Raw genomic sequence first — 14,996 nt, 5'->3', positions numbered from 1 at the left:
CGGTGCGAGTTCAAGGTCGCCAAGAGCATGGCCTTGGCAGCCCAAGCGGCCATCAGGTCATGGTCTTGACGGTGAACCTCTGTCTCTTGCCCCAAGAAGTAGCTGGGAAGCACCTGCGATGCCGGCTGCTCCAGATTAGATCCCATCGTCGCGTTGCAGGAATCGCAGATCCGGATGACGTGGCGGGCAGGTAACTGACCACTGAGCGGCGAGTTCTGCTGCTCCGCCCAACTCACAATGAATCGCCGTAGCCACTGGGGTTGGATGTCTTCCTTCGTCAGCGCACCTTCGCGACCACACACCCGGCAGATCGGTGTCATGAGATGACTCAACCACCGACGCCCGGCGCAACCGGCCGGAATGATTCCCCCACCAGTCCCCACAGCGTCGATCTGCCCGACCTAATGCGTGGAAACGAAATGCAAAAGCGCAGTCTGACCTGCGGCTTCATCGAGTGGAGCCTAGGGTCTCGAACCCCTAACCTCCTGCTTGCAAAGCAGCCGCATCATGCCTGGTCAGAGGCGGTTTCGAGATGGCTCGGGGCGCATCTCGGGCGCATCGGCCGAGCGGACGGCCTGATGTGCCGCTTCATGCGGGCGCGTCGGTCGGGCCGGGCGCGAGGGCCTCGACGTCGGCGATGAGCTCGAGGACCGTCTGGTACCTCCTGGCGGGGTCCTGGTCGGTGCACCGCCTCACGATAGCGGCGACGGGATCGCTGCCGTGTGAGAGCGATTCCTTACCGGTGAAGATGAAGTGCAGCACCCACCCGATCGCGTAGATCTCATTGACGGCCCCGTACTCCTTGAGGCTCTCGAGCTGCGGGTCGCGGATCGTGCCCTTGAGCTCGGTCCTGGTCAGGGTGAAGTCCGAGTCGACCTCCTTGGACAGCCCGAAGTCCGAGAGCTTCACGATGACGGCCCCGCTGGCGTAGCTCTTGACGAGGACGTTCTGCAGGCTGACGTCGCGGTGCAGGATCTCGGCGCTGTGGATGTAGTTCAGGCCGTAGAGGAACTGCAGGGCGATGCGCTTGCGCGTGGAGAACTTCAGAGCGGCGTTGCGCTTGCCGATGTAGGCCCGGAGAGTGTCGTCGCAGAACTCCATCCGATACTCGTCGCGGCCCTCGTCGTAGCGGTAGACCTCGACGATGTACGGGAAGCTCAGGCGCCTCATGATCGCGAACTCGCGCTTGAACCGGGCCAGGTCGCGCTTCGAGATGCCCTTCTTCGCGCGCTTCACTGCGAAAGGGATGCCGTATTCGGGGTCGACGTAGGAATAGACGTTCGCATACGAGCCCGAACCCACCATCCGCAGCTTGACCCTCTCGGGCTGGTGCGCGAGGACGACGGCCTCGGCGGGCCGGGTGAACACCGGCTCATACTTGACGACCTCAACCTCGTCGAAGTCCTCCGGGACCGTGCTACCGCCGCTGTCCGAGAGCCACGGCCGGCAGTGCTCGATCCCGTCCTGATAGCGCGGGTCGAGCGCGACGTCGATGCCTGCCCGCTTGAGGCTGTAGAGGTCCTTCTCGATATCGTCGATCAGCGCGAGCAGCGCACGGCTGTCGTCGGCCCAGTAGTGATGGGTGCTCCGCGCCCGGCCGTTGATGCTCTCGAAGTGCTCGTTGAGCTGCTTGTGGAGGACGCTGAACACGCGGCCGAGCTCCACCTCGTCCGTGTACAGCCGATCGAAGGTAACAGAGCTGGGCTGCTCCTCGTACTTGGCCTTCAGATCTGCGAGCATCAGCTCGTTGGATGTAGCCATTGGTCAAGCCCAGCTCTCCGCGTTGCGGCCGGGGTCGCCCATGACGAGAGCGACATCTCCGTCACCGGCCAACTCGGACCGCTCGGCATCCTCGTCCACGGTCCCAAGGCTATCGGCCGGGTCCGACCGAGAAGCCTCGCGACAGCAACGTCGCTCTTCGCCATCAGCGGTGCCAGGCCCTTCTTCGAGAGGTGGCCGTACTTGTCGAGGGCGATCGACGGCCGCGCATGAGGAGACGCTCAAGAGATCGGCCTCCGCCTCCGACAGCGAGATCCCCGCGAAGGTGTGCCGGAACTCGTGGGCGATTGCCGCGGGATCCTCTCCTTCGATCTCGTTCGCCCACGCGACTGCGTGGGTGAGCGCCGCCCGGTTCGCGTACTGCTTCGCGATCGACTCGCCCTTCCTCCGCGGGCGGGGAAACATCCAGTCGGACTTCGAGTGGTCACCGACCGGCGCGACGAGCCAGCCAGGAGCCGTGCCGGATACGTCTGAAATTGTGGAGCTAAGGGGATTCGAACCCCTGACCTCTTCCATGCCATGGAAGCGCGCTACCAACTGCGCCATAGCCCCAGGTTGCCCGACCTCGCGGCCAGGACCACGAGATGATAGCGCCCGCGGAGGCGCCGCCTCAAATCGCGGGCTCGGGGAGGCGTACCAGCGTCCAGCGCAGGAAGAACTGCGTCAGGGGGCCGATCGCGAGGGCGTAGAGCAGCGTACCGATCCAGAACTGCCCGCCCAGCAGCCAACCGATCGACAACACCACGACCTCGATGCCGGTACGCACCAGCCGCAGCGAGCGCCCCGTCCGGCGGTGCAGCCCGGTCATCAGCCCGTCGCGCGGGCCGGGGCCGAACTGCGCGCCGATGTAGAGCCCGCCGGCGAGCCCGTTCAGCACAACCCCGCCGACCATCAGCGCGATCCGCGGACCAAGATCATCCACCACCGGAATCAGGGCCAGCCCGATGTCGGCAGAGATCCCGACCAGCACGACATTGCAGATCGTCCCCAGGCCGGGTAGCTGGCGCAGCGGTATCCACAACAACAACACGACGACAGCCACCAGGATCGCGATCGTGCCGAAGCTCAACGGCAGCCACCGGCTCAATCCCTGGGTCAGCACGTCCCAGGGCGCGACGCCCAGCGCCCCGCGTACCTGCATCGCGATCGAGAACCCGTACAGGAACAGCCCCACCAGCAACTGGGGGATCCGGCGCGCCAGACGGCCGGCGCGGAGCTGTTCGATCGGTCCGAGGTTCTGCAGCGTCGTCGTCACCCGAGCAGTCGACCATGAATTGGACTGGTACGCCATAGCCAATTCTGCAAGGGTGGACCCGTGTCCATCGGAGCGAACGTCCTGGCCGGCCTGCTCGGCGGCCCACCCTGGACCCAGCCGCGCTACCGCGACCTCGCCGACCGGATCGCGCGGCTGATCGCGGACGGCCGCATCGCCGCGGGCACGCGCCTGCCGAGCGAGCGGGACCTCGCGGCCGCGACCGACCTCAGCCGCACCACCATCGGCGCCGCCTACACCACCCTCACCGAGCGCGACCTGCTCCGCCCGCGCCGCGGCGCCGGCCACTTCGTCACCGAACGCCCCGCCCCGACGATGAGCCCGCTGCTCCCGGCCGCCGGCCCCGACGCCGACGGCCGGATCGGCCTCACCGCCGCCGCCGACGCCGCGCTCCCCCACGTCGGCGCCGCCTACGCCCGCGCGCTCGACCGCCTGCCCGAGCTGACCGGCGGCAGCGGCTATTTCCCCGACGGGCTGCCGGAGCTGCGCGCCGCGCTCGCCGAGCGGTACGCCGCCCGCGGCCTGCCGACCGACCCGCGCCAGCTCCTGATCACCACCGGCGCCCTCTCCGCGCTCGCCATCGTTGCGCGCACCCTCGCCGGGCCACGGCGCGCCTTGATCACCGAGTCGGTCGGCTTCGGCAACACCCTGCACCTGCTGCACGATGTCGCGCGTCGCTCCGGCGGTCGGGTCCGCTCCTTCGACACCTCGCCCGCCGGTTGGAACCTCGACTCCCTCGCCGCCGCCCTCGCCGAGACCCGCCCCGCGGCCGTCTTCGTGATCGCCGATTTCCACAACCCCACCGGCCGGCAGATGGACGACGCCACCCGCGCCGGCCTGGCCGCCCGCGCCCGCCGTGCCGGCGTACCCGTCGTCGCCGACGAAACCCTCGCCGAGCTCCCCCTGCCGTGGGCCGCACCAGCACTACCGGTCGCGGCGCACGACCCGTCGGCGATCTTGGTCGGCTCGGCGTCGAAGACCTACTGGGGCGGGCTGCGACTCGGCTGGATCCGCGCCCCGCACGCCATGATCGAACCGCTGCTGCGCGCGCGTACCCTCGCCGACCACGGTGCGGCCGTCGAACAACTCGTCCTCGCCGAGCTGCTCGCCGATCCGACGGCGACCCCGGCGGCGCGCGAGCGAGTGCACCGGCAGGCGGTCACCGCGCTGGACCTGGTCCGCGAGCACCTGCCGGAGTTCGCGTTCCGACGGCCCGACGGCGGGCAATCGCTGTGGCTGGAGCTGCCGTCGGCATCCTCGACGCGGCTCACCCGGCGCGCGGCCGAGCACGGCGTGTTGCTCACCCCGGGCCCGCACTTCTTCTGCAATCCGGGCGGCGAGCGCTGGCTCAGGCTCCCGTTCGCGGCGCCGGAGGACGCATTCGCCGAGGCGGTACGCCGGATCGCGCGCGCCTGGCAGGAGCTCGATCGCCCCGACGCCCCCACCCGGCACGAGGGGTTCGGGCCGCTGTCGGCCTGACCACCACGATCGTGTCGTCAGTTATCGCCGCCTGCGGGCTACCGCAGGCGGCGATAACTGACGACACAAATGGGGGGCTACGTCAGCGGGGCGGTGAGGTTGATCGGCAGGCCGTCCGGGTCGTGTACCGCGAGCAGCGCCAGCCCGACCTCGGTCGCCTCGATCGGCCCGGTGTAGCTGATCCCGGCCTCGTCCAGCGCCTTCGTCGCCCGATCGAGGTCGGCCTTCGAGCCGACGCCGAACGTCACATGGTCGAGCCCGGTGATCGCCGGGTCGAACGCTCCGATCCCCGTCGGATGCAGGCTGAGCAGCGTGCCCTGCGGGGTGCGGTAGACGGTGCCGCGGTCATAGGTCGCCGCGACCTCGGATCCGATCTTGGCGTCGTAGCGGATCGGCTTCGCCGCCACCTCGGGCCAGCCGAACAGCTGGTCGTAGAAGTCCTTCGCCCGCTCCATGTCGGAGACGATGATGTGCACGTCTGCGAATCCCGGGCTGTCGATGATGGCCATGTGCCACGCTAACCCGCCCGAGCCCGGTCCGACAGGGGCCGCTCGGTCAACCGCGCGGGTAGCCCCGGCGTACCGTTCGGTCGAGGATGCCGAGGGTGGCCTTCAGCGAGGACTCCCCGATCACCGGGAAGATGCCCTTCCACTCGGGCGCGGCATCGGACCAGTCGTAGTAGGACACCACCCGCGTGCCCTCCGCAACGGGCTCCAGCCGATAGCCGAAGACGTGCCCGATCGGTGGCTTGATCGTCCCGTGAATGGTCCAGGCGATCTCCGTGTCGGGCTCGTAGCGGGTGAAGACCACCTCGACGTCGTACTTGCCCATCGGCAGGTCGCCCAGCGCCTCGCGGTCCATGTGCACCACGAACGACTCCCCCGCGGCCTCGACCGGCCGCCCGTCAGAGCCCTGCAGCATCCCGGACGCGTCGATCGCCACATGGCCCTCCGGGTCGCGGAGCACCGCGAACACCTCGGCCGCGCCGGCCGGCACCACCCGGGAGACCTCGATACGTTCACTCATGGAGTGATCATCGCATTTCGGTACGCGCGGCCTCGACGGCGGTCAGGCGACCCGGTTGTACGCCGCCATCCGCCAGGCGCCCTCCCCGGAGCGGTCCATGATCAACCACCCGGCATTGTCCATCCCGCGCAGCAGCCGCGCGTCCTTGCCCGACATGCCGAGGAACGCGCACGAGCCGACCCGGGCCGCCAGCCCGTGCGCGGCGACCAGCAGCGTCTGCCCGTCGGCCAGGGCATCGGCATGTTCGGCCAGCGCCGCGGCGAACCGGGTCGCCACCTCGGTCACGGTCTCGCCGGTGGGCGAGCGCCGCACGTCGTCGCCGGCCATCTCCCGGTCCCGGAAGTCCGGCTCCTCCTCGGCGATCTCGGCGAGGGTACGCCCCTCCCAGGTCCCGACCGCGATCTCGCGGAGTCGGGGATCCGTCGCCACCGGCTGACCGGTCAGCGCTGCCAGGGCGCCCGCCGTCTCCCGCGCCCGCGACAGATCCGAGGAGATGATCACATCGGGCCGAAGCGCCGCGATCGCCGGGGCGGCCGCGGCCACCTGCGCCCGGCCGACCTCGTTCAGCGGGATGTCGGCATGGCCCTGGAAGCGGAGTTGGACATTCCAGTCGGTCTGCCCGTGCCGCCAGACCACGATCCGCGATGCGGTCACGCGTCGTCCTCCGGCGTACCCGACCGGTCGTGCGTGGGCAGCTCCAGATCGAGCTGGGGGCAGTCGCGCCACAGCCGTTCCAGCGCATAGAACGCCCGCTCCTCGGCGTGCTGCACGTGCACCACCAACACCCCGTAGTCGAGCAGCACCCAACGGTTCTGCCGGTCGCCCTCGCGGCGGATCGGCTTCGCGCCGAGTTTCAGCAGTGCCTCCTCGACCGCGTCGACGATCGCGCCGACCTGGCGTTCGCTGGACGCGCTCGCCACCAGGAAGATGTCGGTGATCGCAAGCTGCTCGGAGACGTCGAAGCCGACGATCTCGATGCCCTGCTTGTCATCGGCGGCCCGTGCCGCCGCGCGCGCCCATGCCAGGGCCTCCGGGTCCGCGCTCATCCGGCTCCTTCTCCGTCGTGATCATGCTCGGGCTTCTGATCATTCCCGGGGGCGTACAGGCCCCGCTTGGAGATGTATTGCACGATGCCGTCGGGCACCAGATACCAGACCGGCTCGCCGGAGCGGGTACGCTCCCGGATCGCCGTCGAGGAGATCGCCATCGCCGGCACCTCCATCAACGTGATCTTGTCCTTCGGCAGATGCGCGACCGCCGGCGAGTTCAGCTCGACACCGGGCCGCGACACCCCGACGAAATGGGCAAGATCAAAAAGCTGGTCCGCCCCGCGCCAGGTGAGGATCTTGGCCAGCGCGTCCGCGCCGGTGATGAAGAACAGGTCGACGTCGCCGCGCTGCTCGCGCAGGTCCTTCAACGTGTCGACCGTGTAGGTGTCCCCCGGCCGCTCGATGTCGACCCGGCTCACGGTGAACCGCGGATTGGACGCCGTCGCGATCACCGTCATCAGGTAGCGGTCCTCGCCCGGGGAGACCTCGCGGTCCTTCTTCTGCCACGGTACGCCGGTGGGCACGAAGACCACCTCGTCCAACCCGAACCGGCTGCCCACCTCGCTCGCCGCGACCAGGTGGCCGTGATGGATCGGGTCGAAGGTGCCACCCATCACCCCGAGTCGGTAGCGTCGCCCGGCCTCCTCGCCGTGCGCCAGCCCTGTCGCCTCCGTCATGCACGCACCATCGGTCAGCTGTGCGGGCGGCCCTTGCCGACGCCGCGGACGAGCTGCAGCAGGCCGATCAGCAGCAGGAACGCCACGATGCCGAAGACATAGGCGGGCATGGGCAGGTGATTGACGACCTCGGCCTCGAGCGGGATCAGCATGGCGACACCCTAGCCGCGAACGGCCTCACGGGCGTACCTGACCCCGGCCCGTGACGAGATACTTCGTCGTGGTCATCTCCGGCAGCCCCATCGGCCCGCGGGCGTGCAATTTCTGGGTGGAGATGCCGATCTCGGCGCCGAAGCCGAACTCGCCGCCGTCGACGAACCGGCTGGAGGCGTTGACCAGTACCGCGGCGGCGTCCACCTCCGCGCTGAACCGCTCCGCGACGCCCAGCGACTCGGTGACCACGGTCTCGGAGTGGCCCGTCGAGTAGCGCCGGATGTGGGCCAACGCCGCGTCGAGATCGTCGACCACGGCGGCGCTGAGATCGAGCGACAGCGCCTCGGCGGTGAAGTCGTCCTCGGTCGCGGGCCGGACGCCGTCCGGGTCGTGGCCCGCGATCCGCGCGTCGCCGTGCACCGTCACGCCGTGCTCGGCCAGCGCCGCCAGCGCCTTCGGCACGAACGAGTCGGCGATCGCCGCATGCACCAGCAGGGTTTCCAGCGAGTTGCACACCGACGGCCGCTGCGTCTTGGCGTTGATCATGATGTCGAGCGCCATCTGCTGGTCGGCGTGCTCGTCGACGTAGAGATGGGTGTTGCCGGTGCCGGTCTCGATCACCGGCACCTGCGATCCGGTGACGACCGCCTCGATCAGGCCCGCGCCGCCGCGCGGGATCAGCACGTCCACCAGCCCGCGGGCGCGCATCAGCTCGCCGGTCACCTCCCGCGGCCCGGTGATCAACTGCACCGCGTCGGCGGGCAGCGGCGTGGACGCCAGACCGGTACGCAGGGCCGCCGCGACCGCGACGTTGGAGGCCTGTGCCGACGACGACCCGCGCAGCAGCGCCGCGTTGCCCGACTTCAGGCAGATCCCGGCCGCGTCGGCGGTCACGTTCGGCCGCGCCTCGTAGATCATCCCGACCACACCGAACGGCACCCGGACCTGCCGATAGGCGACGCGGTTCGGCGCCGTCCACCCGCGCACCACCTCGCCGACCGGGTCCGGCAGCGCGACCAGGTCGCGCAGCCCGGTCGCCATCGCCGCGATCCGCTTGGCGTTCAGCCGAAGCCGGTCGACGATCGCTGCGTCCACGCCGGCCTCCCGTGCGGCGCCCACGTCGCGCTCGTTGGCGCGCAGGATGGGTTCGCGCTCGGACTCCAGCGCGTCGGCCATCGCCGCGAGCGCCGCGTCCTTCTCGCTGCTGGACGCGACCGCCAGCGCCCGCGCCGCCTCCCGCGCCCGGTTCGCCGCCTCGATGACCTCGCTCACCCGCACAGGATACGGGCGATCGGCCCGGTCAGCCCCGGCGTCCGCGCAGCCGGTCGAGCTGGCGGCGCTCCCGCTTGGTGGGCCGGCCGCTGCCGGGATCGCGCTGCGGCACGGCGCCACGCTCCACCCGCGGCGGTGGCGGCGGGGTCCGATCCAGGTACGCCTCGGCAGCCACCGGCGCACCGACGCGTTTGACCAGCAGCTCGCGTACCACCACGATCCGTTCGACCCCGGGCAGGCGCAGGCGTACCTCGTCGCCGATGCGGACCGGCTGGGCCGGCTTGGCGCGTTCGCCGCGCACCCGCACATGCCCCGCGCGGCAGGCCGCGGTCGCGGCCGAGCGCGTCCTGGCCAGGCGCACCGCCCACAGCCAACTGTCCACGCGTACCTGCTCGGGCATGCCGGTCAGTCCACCACGGCTCACGCCTCGGGCACGATCCCGGCCCGTTCGGGATCGACGACCTGCGATCCGGCGGCCGTGATCTTCCCGTCGTTGATCTCGCGGGCGTAGTGGCAGGCGACCCGGTGCCCGGGCAACACCTCCACCAGTTGTGGCTCCTCGGTGTCGCACCGCTCGGGCTGCCGGAACGGGCACCGGGTGTGGAAGCGACAACCGCTGGGCGGATTCGCCGGGCTGGGCAGGTCGCCCGCGAGCAGGATCCGCTCCCGCGCGTCCTCCACGTCGGGGTCCGGCACAGGGATCGCCGACAGCAGCGAGATCGTGTACGGGTGCATCGGCATCGCATACAGCTCGTCGCTGTCGGCCTCCTCGACGATCCGGCCGAGATACATCACGCCGATCCGGTCGGCGATGTGGCGTACCACGGCAAGATCATGGGCGATCACGATGTAGGTCAGCCCGAGATCGTCCTGCAGGTCCTCCAGCAGGTTGATCACCTGCGCCTGCACCGACACGTCCAGCGCCGAGACCGGCTCGTCGGCGATCACCAGCTCCGGATTGAGCACCATCGCCCGCGCGATGCCGATCCGCTGCCGCTGGCCGCCGGAGAACTCGTGCGGATACTTGGCCAGGCTGGACTGCGGCAGGCCGACGCGTTCGATCATGTCGCGCACCTTCGCCAGGTGCGTCCGGCCCGAGTCCGCACCGAAGGTGTCCCGGTCGCGCTCGCTCAGTCCGTGCACGCGCAGCGGCTCCATCATCAGGCTCTGCACGCTCATCCGGGGATCGAGGCTGGACAGCGGGTCCTGGAAGACCATCTGCATCCGGCGCCGCTCGCGCCGCAGCGCCTCCCCGCGCAGCGCGGCGAGGTCGGTGCCGCCGAGCTCGACGGTGCCGGCCGTCGGCTTCTCCAGCCGCAGCAGCGCCCGCCCCAGGGTGGACTTGCCGCAGCCCGACTCGCCGACCAGCCCGAAGCTCTCGCCCCGGCGTACCGCCAGGTCGACGCCGTCCACGGCGCGGACATGCCCCACGGTGCGGTCGATCACCAGCCCGCGCCGGATCGGGAAGTGCACCTGCACCCCGCGCGCGTCGAGCAGCACGTCGGTTGCGTGATCGGTCTCTGGGTTGGGCATCGTGTCGGTCACTGGGTCGCCTCCGGTTCGGCAGGATGGACGCAGCGCCAGCGATGCTCGGCCTCGCCCGACAGCTCCAGTTCGGGTCGTACGCAGGCGTCGGTGGCATGCCGGCAGCGCGGTGCGAACGCGCACGCGGCGTCCCAGCCGATGGTGTCGCGCGGGGTGCCGGGAATCGGCACCAGCCGCTCGCTGCGCACGGCGTCCAGCCGCGGGATCGAGCTGAGCAGCCCGGCGGTGTAGCGGTGCCGGGGGTGGGCGAAGAGTTCGCGGCGCGGCGCGGTTTCCACGATCCGCCCGGCATACATCACGTTCACCCGGTCACACAGCCCGGCGACAACGCCGAGGTCGTGGGTGATCATGATCATCGACGCGCCGGAGCCGCGTACCAGCTCGGCCAGCAGTTCCAGGATCTGGGCCTGGATGGTCACGTCGAGCGCGGTCGTCGGCTCGTCGCAGATCAACAGCCGCGGTTTGCAGGCCAGCGCCGTGGCGATCAGCGCGCGCTGCCGCATGCCGCCGGAGAGCTGGTGCGGGTACTCGCCGAAGCGCCGCTCCGGGTCGGGAATCCCGCACCGGCGGAGCAGGTCGATCGATTCCTCGCGGGCCGCACGCTTGCTGATCTTCTCGTGCGCGAGCAGCACCTCGGCGACCTGCGCGCCGACGGTCATCACCGGGTTCAGCGAGCTCATCGGGTCCTGGAAGACCATCGCCAGGTCGTTGCCGCGCAGCCTGGCCAGCCGGTCGGGCGACAGCTGCAGCAGGTTCTGTCCGCGGTAGTCGGCGGCACCGGTGACCTGTACGCCGCGGCGCGGCAGCAGGCCCATGATCGCCATCGAGGTGACCGACTTGCCGGAGCCGGACTCGCCGACGATGCCGACCACCTCCCCGGCCCCGACCTCGAAGTCGACGCCGTCGACCGCGCGTACCGGCGGCTGACCGCGGCGGACGAAGTGCACGCGCAGATCGCGCACCGCCAGCACCGGCTCGCTCGCCGGCTCGGGTGTGCGTGCCTCAGCCATGGTCACCTCCGCGCCCCCTCATCGTCGGGACTTCGGGTCGAGCGCCTCGCGCAGGGCCTCGCCGAGCAGCGTGAAGCCGAGCGCGGTGATCGCGATACAGGCACCGGGCAGCAGTGTCAGGTGCGGCGCCGACTCCAGGCGGGTCTGCGCGCGGACCAGCATCCGGCCCCACTCGGCGACGGTCGGATTCGGGTCGCCCAGACCCAGATAGGACAGCGCCGCCACCTCGATGATCGCGGTGGCCAGCACCAGCGTGGCCTGGACGATCACCGGGCCGAGCGAGTTCGGCAGCACATGGTTCATCACGATGGTGCGCTGGCGCAGGCCGATCGAGGTGGAGGCGAGCACATAGTCCTGCCGACGCTGGGACAACATCGACCCGCGCAGCAGCCGGGCGAAGATCGGCACCTGGGCGACCGCGATCGCGATCATCAACGCATAGGGGTTGCGACCGAGCACCGCGGCGACGCTGACGGCGAGCAGCAACGCGGGGATCGACAACAAGATGTCCACGACCCGCATCACGGCGGTGTCGACCCAGCCGCCGAACGCGCCCGCGATCCCGCCGAGCAGCGCACCGCCGAGCAGACCGAGCGTGGTGGACACCACCCCGATCACCAGCGACTGGCGCGCCCCGTAGATCAACTGGGTGAGCAGGTCGGAACCGAACGAGTCCAGCCCGAGGGGGTGCTCGGCGCTGAACGGCGGAACGCTCGACGGCGTCACCTGGCTCGCCCAGCGCGGGTCCGAGGGCGCGTACGGCGCGAGCAACGGAGCGAACAGCGCCACCACCAAGAAGGCGGCAACGATGATCGCGCCGACGATGGCCGACGGGTTGCGCACCAACCGGCGCAGGGCCCCGACCCACAGGCTGGTCCCGGTCTCCTCGGCGCGCGCGGTCCGCCCCATCGCCTCGACCAGGGCCGGCGGGCGGTGATCGGTCAGCTCGTCGGCGGCCTCCCCGCCGATCTTCGTCCGCTCGCTCATGCGACCCGCATCCTCGGATCGATGACGCCGTAGAGGATGTCGACGACGAGGTTGACCACCGCGTAGGTCAGCGCGATGAACAAGATGAAGCCCTGCAGCACGGCGAAGTCGAGGGAGGAGATCGCCTCGAACAGGTAGGAGCCGATCCCGTTGAACGCGAAGACGGACTCGGTGAGCACGGCGCCGGCCAGCAGCGCTCCCGCCTGCAGGCCGATCGTGGTGACCACCGGCAGCAACGCATTGCGCAGTACGTGCCGGGTCGTGATCCACCGTCGCGGCAGGCCCTTGGCGTTCGCGGTCCGCACGTAGTCCTCGTTCAACACCTCCAGCACCGAGGCGCGCGTCATCCGGACCACGATCGCGAGCGGGATGCTGCCCAGCGCGATCGCCGGCAGGATCAGGTGCACGATCGCGTCCAGCGCCGCGTCCCACTCGCGGGTCAGCAGCCCGTCCAACACATAGAAGTTGGTGATGTGGGTGGCGTCGATCCGCGGGTCCTGTCGGCCCGATGTCGGCAGCACGGCGAGGAACTCCAGCCCGGGCAGGCCGACTGCGAAGATCACCTTGAGCACATAGGCCAGCACGAACACCGGGATCACCACCCCGGCCAGCGAGGAGCCGACCGCGAGCAGGTCGAGGAACCCACCGGCCCGCCGCGCGGCGAAGTAGCCGAGCGGGATGCCGATCGCGATCGCGAAGATCAACGCCGCCACCGCGAGCTCGATCGTCGCCGGGAACCGTTCCAGGAAGGTCGGCAGAACCGCCTCGCCGGTGCGCGGCGAGCTGCCGAAGTCGCCGGTGATCAACCGCCCGATGTAGGTGAGGTACTGCTCGACCAGCGGCTTGTCGAAGCCGTACTGCTCGTTCAGCCGGGCGATCCCCTCCGGGGTCGCGCGCTCGCCGAGCAGCGCGCGCGCCGGATCACCCGGCAGCGCGCGCAGCCAGGCGAACAACAGCAGCGACAATCCGAACAGCACCGGGATCATCAACAGCAGCCGCCGGACCACGAATCTCAGCATGGTGCCGCCTCCGGGCGAAGGATCAGCGGGTCACCGTGACGTTGTTCCAGACCTCGTCCTGGACCGGGCTGGGCTCATAGCCCTGGACGCCCTTGCCGAAGGCGAGCGACGGGGCCGGGTGCGCGATCGGCACGCCGGGAGCGAACTTCGCGATGTCCTCGTTGATCTTGGAGTACGCCGTTGCCTGCTGCTCCTTGTCGGGCAGCTCGCGCGCCGCGCCCAGCTCGTCGAACAGGGCCTTGTTCTCGAAGCCCCACTCGTTGGACTTGCCACCGAAGAAGACCCCGACGAAGTTGTCCGCGTCGTTGTAGTCGCCGGTCCAGCCGAGCAGGTGGATGTCGCGCTTGTCGGTGCCACCATCGCCCTGCACCATGTCGAGGTAGTCGGGGGTCCACTTCGCGTTCAGCGGCTCGACCTTGATCCCCACCGCCTCGAGCTGGGACTTCAGCGCCACGAAGGTGTCCTCCGGCGTCGGCATGTAGGGCCGCGAGACACTGGTCGGGTACGCGAACCGCAGGGTCAGATCGCTCTGCCCCGCCTCGGCCAGCAACTGCTTGGCCTTCTCCGGGTCGTAGTCATAGCTCGTGACATCGGGGTTGTAGCCGTTCACCATGTCCGGCATGAACTCCTTGGCGGCCACCGAACCCGGCGGCAGCGTCTGGCTGATCACGGCCTCCTTGTCGATCGCGTAGTTGATCGCCTGGCGTACCCGCACGTCCTGCAGGGCCTTGTTCTTCTGGTTGAAGCCCAGGTAGAGGATGTTGAACGCGGGACGGTTCTTGATCTGCAGCCCCTCGGCCTGCATCGGCTCGACATCGCCCGGCGCGACCAGGTCGTAGCCGTCGATGTTGCCGGCCTGCAGCTCCTGCTTGCGGGCATTGCCGTCGGGGATCGTCCTCACGATCGCCTTGGCGATCTTCGGCTTCTCGCCCCAGTAGTCGGGATTGGCCGCCAGCGTCACCTGCTGGCCGCGGTCCCAGGACTCGAACTTGAACGGGCCGGTGCCGGTCGGGTGCTCGGTGGCGTAGGCGGAGAATCGCGGATCATCCGCCGTGCCGGTGGTGTTGTTGGCGTCCCACTGCTGCATCGCGGCGGGGCTCTGCATGGAGAACGACGGCAGGGTCATCGCGTCGACGAAGGCGGCGAACGGCTTCTTCAGCGTGATCGTCGCCTTGGTCGGGGACTCGGCGGTGCAGGACTCATAGATCCCGGTGGCGGACTTGTCCGCGCCCTCGGGGTTCTTGAAGCCCTTGAACAGCTTCCCGTAGTAGTAGGTGATGTTCTCGTTCTGGTTCAGGCCGGTCCAGTTGTACCAACGCTCGAAGTTCGCGCAGACGGCCTCGGCGTTGAAGTCCGTGCCGTCGTGGAACTTGACGCCCTCGCGCAGGGTGAAGCTGTGCGTCTTGCCGTCGGAGCTGGAGGTCCACTCCGTCGCGAGCAGCGGCGCCAGCTCGGTGGAGCCCGGCTGCAGCGAGACCAGGCCCTCGAACATCTGCCGCGCAACCCGGAAGGTCTCGCCGTCGCTCGCCATCGCCGGGTCGAGCATCACCGGATCAGAGGAGGCGGCAAAGACGAAGGTGTCGGCCGCGCCGCCGCTCTGACCGCCGGGGTCGCGCTCGCTCTGCGCACACGCCGCCAGCCCCGCCGTGACGAGCAGGGCACCGAACGCGGCCAGGCCGCGCTTCTTCCATCCGTTGCGCACGAGAAACCTCCGCAATCGAGTCCAG

Annotated in this window: 16 protein-coding genes and 1 tRNA gene; 1 reads left to right on the top strand and 16 read right to left on the bottom strand. The window is 69.7% G+C overall.

All coding sequences use genetic code 11. From position 1 onward, the window contains the following. Window positions 1–588: 588 nt before the first annotated feature. From ACXDC7_RS07985 to yczE, 3 genes are all read right to left on the bottom strand, one after another. Complete coding sequence (locus ACXDC7_RS07985) at window positions 589–1,740, bottom strand: protein kinase family protein (RefSeq protein ID WP_459221776.1); 1,152 nt, start codon at window positions 1,738–1,740, stop codon at window positions 589–591. A gap of 518 nt (window positions 1,741–2,258) precedes the next feature. Next, a tRNA-Ala gene (locus ACXDC7_RS07980) sits at window positions 2,259–2,331 on the bottom strand. Window positions 2,332–2,389: 58 nt separating this feature from the next. After that, window positions 2,390–3,034 carry a membrane protein YczE gene (gene yczE, locus ACXDC7_RS07975; protein WP_459221775.1) on the bottom strand — a complete coding sequence of 215 codons (645 nt, stop codon included), beginning with the start codon at window positions 3,032–3,034 and terminating at the stop codon, window positions 2,390–2,392. A gap of 60 nt (window positions 3,035–3,094) precedes the next feature. Between yczE and ACXDC7_RS07970 the strand changes: the two genes are divergently transcribed. Beyond that, window positions 3,095–4,531: an aminotransferase-like domain-containing protein gene (locus tag ACXDC7_RS07970; protein WP_459221774.1), complete on the top strand. Its 1,437-nt coding sequence runs from the start codon at window positions 3,095–3,097 to the stop codon at window positions 4,529–4,531. A gap of 77 nt (window positions 4,532–4,608) precedes the next feature. On the opposite strand, the gene ACXDC7_RS07965 is transcribed toward ACXDC7_RS07970, so the two are convergent. The 13 genes from ACXDC7_RS07965 to ACXDC7_RS07905 are packed head-to-tail and all read right to left on the bottom strand — an operon-like array spanning window position 4,609 to window position 14,971. Next, entirely contained in the window at window positions 4,609–5,040 is a 432-nt protein-coding gene (locus tag ACXDC7_RS07965) for a VOC family protein (protein WP_459221773.1), read from the bottom strand. 46 nt (window positions 5,041–5,086) lie between these two features. Further along, window positions 5,087–5,557, bottom strand: a complete 471-nt coding sequence (locus ACXDC7_RS07960) for an SRPBCC family protein (protein ID WP_179444032.1) — start codon at window positions 5,555–5,557, stop codon at window positions 5,087–5,089. 42 nt (window positions 5,558–5,599) lie between these two features. Next, window positions 5,600–6,211: a histidine phosphatase family protein gene (locus tag ACXDC7_RS07955; RefSeq protein WP_179444033.1), complete on the bottom strand. Its 612-nt coding sequence runs from the start codon at window positions 6,209–6,211 to the stop codon at window positions 5,600–5,602. Beyond that, complete coding sequence (rsfS, locus tag ACXDC7_RS07950) at window positions 6,208–6,603, bottom strand: ribosome silencing factor (RefSeq protein ID WP_459221772.1); 396 nt, start codon at window positions 6,601–6,603, stop codon at window positions 6,208–6,210. Before rsfS ends, ACXDC7_RS07955 begins: the two co-directional genes overlap by 4 nt. Continuing rightward, complete coding sequence (nadD, locus tag ACXDC7_RS07945; protein WP_459221771.1) at window positions 6,600–7,283, bottom strand: nicotinate-nucleotide adenylyltransferase; 684 nt, start codon at window positions 7,281–7,283, stop codon at window positions 6,600–6,602. The genes rsfS and nadD overlap by 4 nt, the downstream gene beginning before the upstream one ends. Before the next feature lie 14 nt (window positions 7,284–7,297). After that, the gene (locus tag ACXDC7_RS07940; protein WP_179443516.1) at window positions 7,298–7,435 is read right to left on the bottom strand and encodes a hypothetical protein; all 138 of its coding nucleotides are present in this window, start codon (window positions 7,433–7,435) and stop codon (window positions 7,298–7,300) included. A gap of 25 nt (window positions 7,436–7,460) precedes the next feature. Beyond that, the gene (locus ACXDC7_RS07935; protein ID WP_459221770.1) at window positions 7,461–8,708 is read right to left on the bottom strand and encodes a glutamate-5-semialdehyde dehydrogenase; all 1,248 of its coding nucleotides are present in this window, start codon (window positions 8,706–8,708) and stop codon (window positions 7,461–7,463) included. 28 nt (window positions 8,709–8,736) lie between these two features. Then, window positions 8,737–9,108, bottom strand: a complete 372-nt coding sequence (locus tag ACXDC7_RS07930) for an RNA-binding S4 domain-containing protein (RefSeq protein ID WP_459221769.1) — start codon at window positions 9,106–9,108, stop codon at window positions 8,737–8,739. A gap of 20 nt (window positions 9,109–9,128) precedes the next feature. After that, window positions 9,129–10,241, bottom strand: coding sequence for an ABC transporter ATP-binding protein (locus ACXDC7_RS07925; RefSeq protein ID WP_459221768.1), 1,113 nt, complete (start codon window positions 10,239–10,241; stop codon window positions 9,129–9,131). Window positions 10,242–10,249: 8 nt separating this feature from the next. Continuing rightward, window positions 10,250–11,263, bottom strand: coding sequence for an ABC transporter ATP-binding protein (locus ACXDC7_RS07920; protein ID WP_459221767.1), 1,014 nt, complete (start codon window positions 11,261–11,263; stop codon window positions 10,250–10,252). Window positions 11,264–11,281: 18 nt separating this feature from the next. Beyond that, window positions 11,282–12,250, bottom strand: a complete 969-nt coding sequence (locus ACXDC7_RS07915) for an ABC transporter permease (protein WP_179444039.1) — start codon at window positions 12,248–12,250, stop codon at window positions 11,282–11,284. Further along, window positions 12,247–13,269: an ABC transporter permease gene (locus ACXDC7_RS07910; RefSeq protein WP_179444040.1), complete on the bottom strand. Its 1,023-nt coding sequence runs from the start codon at window positions 13,267–13,269 to the stop codon at window positions 12,247–12,249. The genes ACXDC7_RS07915 and ACXDC7_RS07910 overlap by 4 nt, the downstream gene beginning before the upstream one ends. A gap of 22 nt (window positions 13,270–13,291) precedes the next feature. After that, window positions 13,292–14,971: an ABC transporter substrate-binding protein gene (locus ACXDC7_RS07905; RefSeq protein ID WP_459221766.1), complete on the bottom strand. Its 1,680-nt coding sequence runs from the start codon at window positions 14,969–14,971 to the stop codon at window positions 13,292–13,294. Between the last annotated feature and the right edge of the window lie 25 nt (window positions 14,972–14,996).

It is taken from the genome of Naumannella huperziae (assembly GCF_054073625.1).
This window is presented reverse-complemented; position numbering and strand designations above follow the sequence as displayed.

What these genes read in the sequence shown, in the direction of transcription:
- ACXDC7_RS07930 (WP_459221769.1), bottom strand. Translation starts at nt 9,108, where the DNA reads ATGCCCGAGCAGGTACGCGTGGACAGTTGGCTGTGGGCGGTGCGCCTG.
- ACXDC7_RS07940 (WP_179443516.1), bottom strand. Translation starts at nt 7,435, where the DNA reads ATGCTGATCCCGCTCGAGGCCGAGGTCGTCAATCACCTGCCCATGCCC.
- ACXDC7_RS07965 (WP_459221773.1), bottom strand. Translation starts at nt 5,040, where the DNA reads ATGGCCATCATCGACAGCCCGGGATTCGCAGACGTGCACATCATCGTC.
- ACXDC7_RS07985 (WP_459221776.1), bottom strand. Translation starts at nt 1,740, where the DNA reads ATGCTCGCAGATCTGAAGGCCAAGTACGAGGAGCAGCCCAGCTCTGTT.
- nadD (WP_459221771.1), bottom strand. Translation starts at nt 7,283, where the DNA reads ATGACGGAGGCGACAGGGCTGGCGCACGGCGAGGAGGCCGGGCGACGC.
- ACXDC7_RS07910 (WP_179444040.1), bottom strand. Translation starts at nt 13,269, where the DNA reads ATGCTGAGATTCGTGGTCCGGCGGCTGCTGTTGATGATCCCGGTGCTG.
- ACXDC7_RS07920 (WP_459221767.1), bottom strand. Translation starts at nt 11,263, where the DNA reads ATGGCTGAGGCACGCACACCCGAGCCGGCGAGCGAGCCGGTGCTGGCG.
- ACXDC7_RS07960 (WP_179444032.1), bottom strand. Translation starts at nt 5,557, where the DNA reads ATGAGTGAACGTATCGAGGTCTCCCGGGTGGTGCCGGCCGGCGCGGCC.
- rsfS (WP_459221772.1), bottom strand. Translation starts at nt 6,603, where the DNA reads ATGAGCGCGGACCCGGAGGCCCTGGCATGGGCGCGCGCGGCGGCACGG.
- ACXDC7_RS07925 (WP_459221768.1), bottom strand. Translation starts at nt 10,241, where the DNA reads ATGCCCAACCCAGAGACCGATCACGCAACCGACGTGCTGCTCGACGCG.
- ACXDC7_RS07915 (WP_179444039.1), bottom strand. Translation starts at nt 12,250, where the DNA reads ATGAGCGAGCGGACGAAGATCGGCGGGGAGGCCGCCGACGAGCTGACC.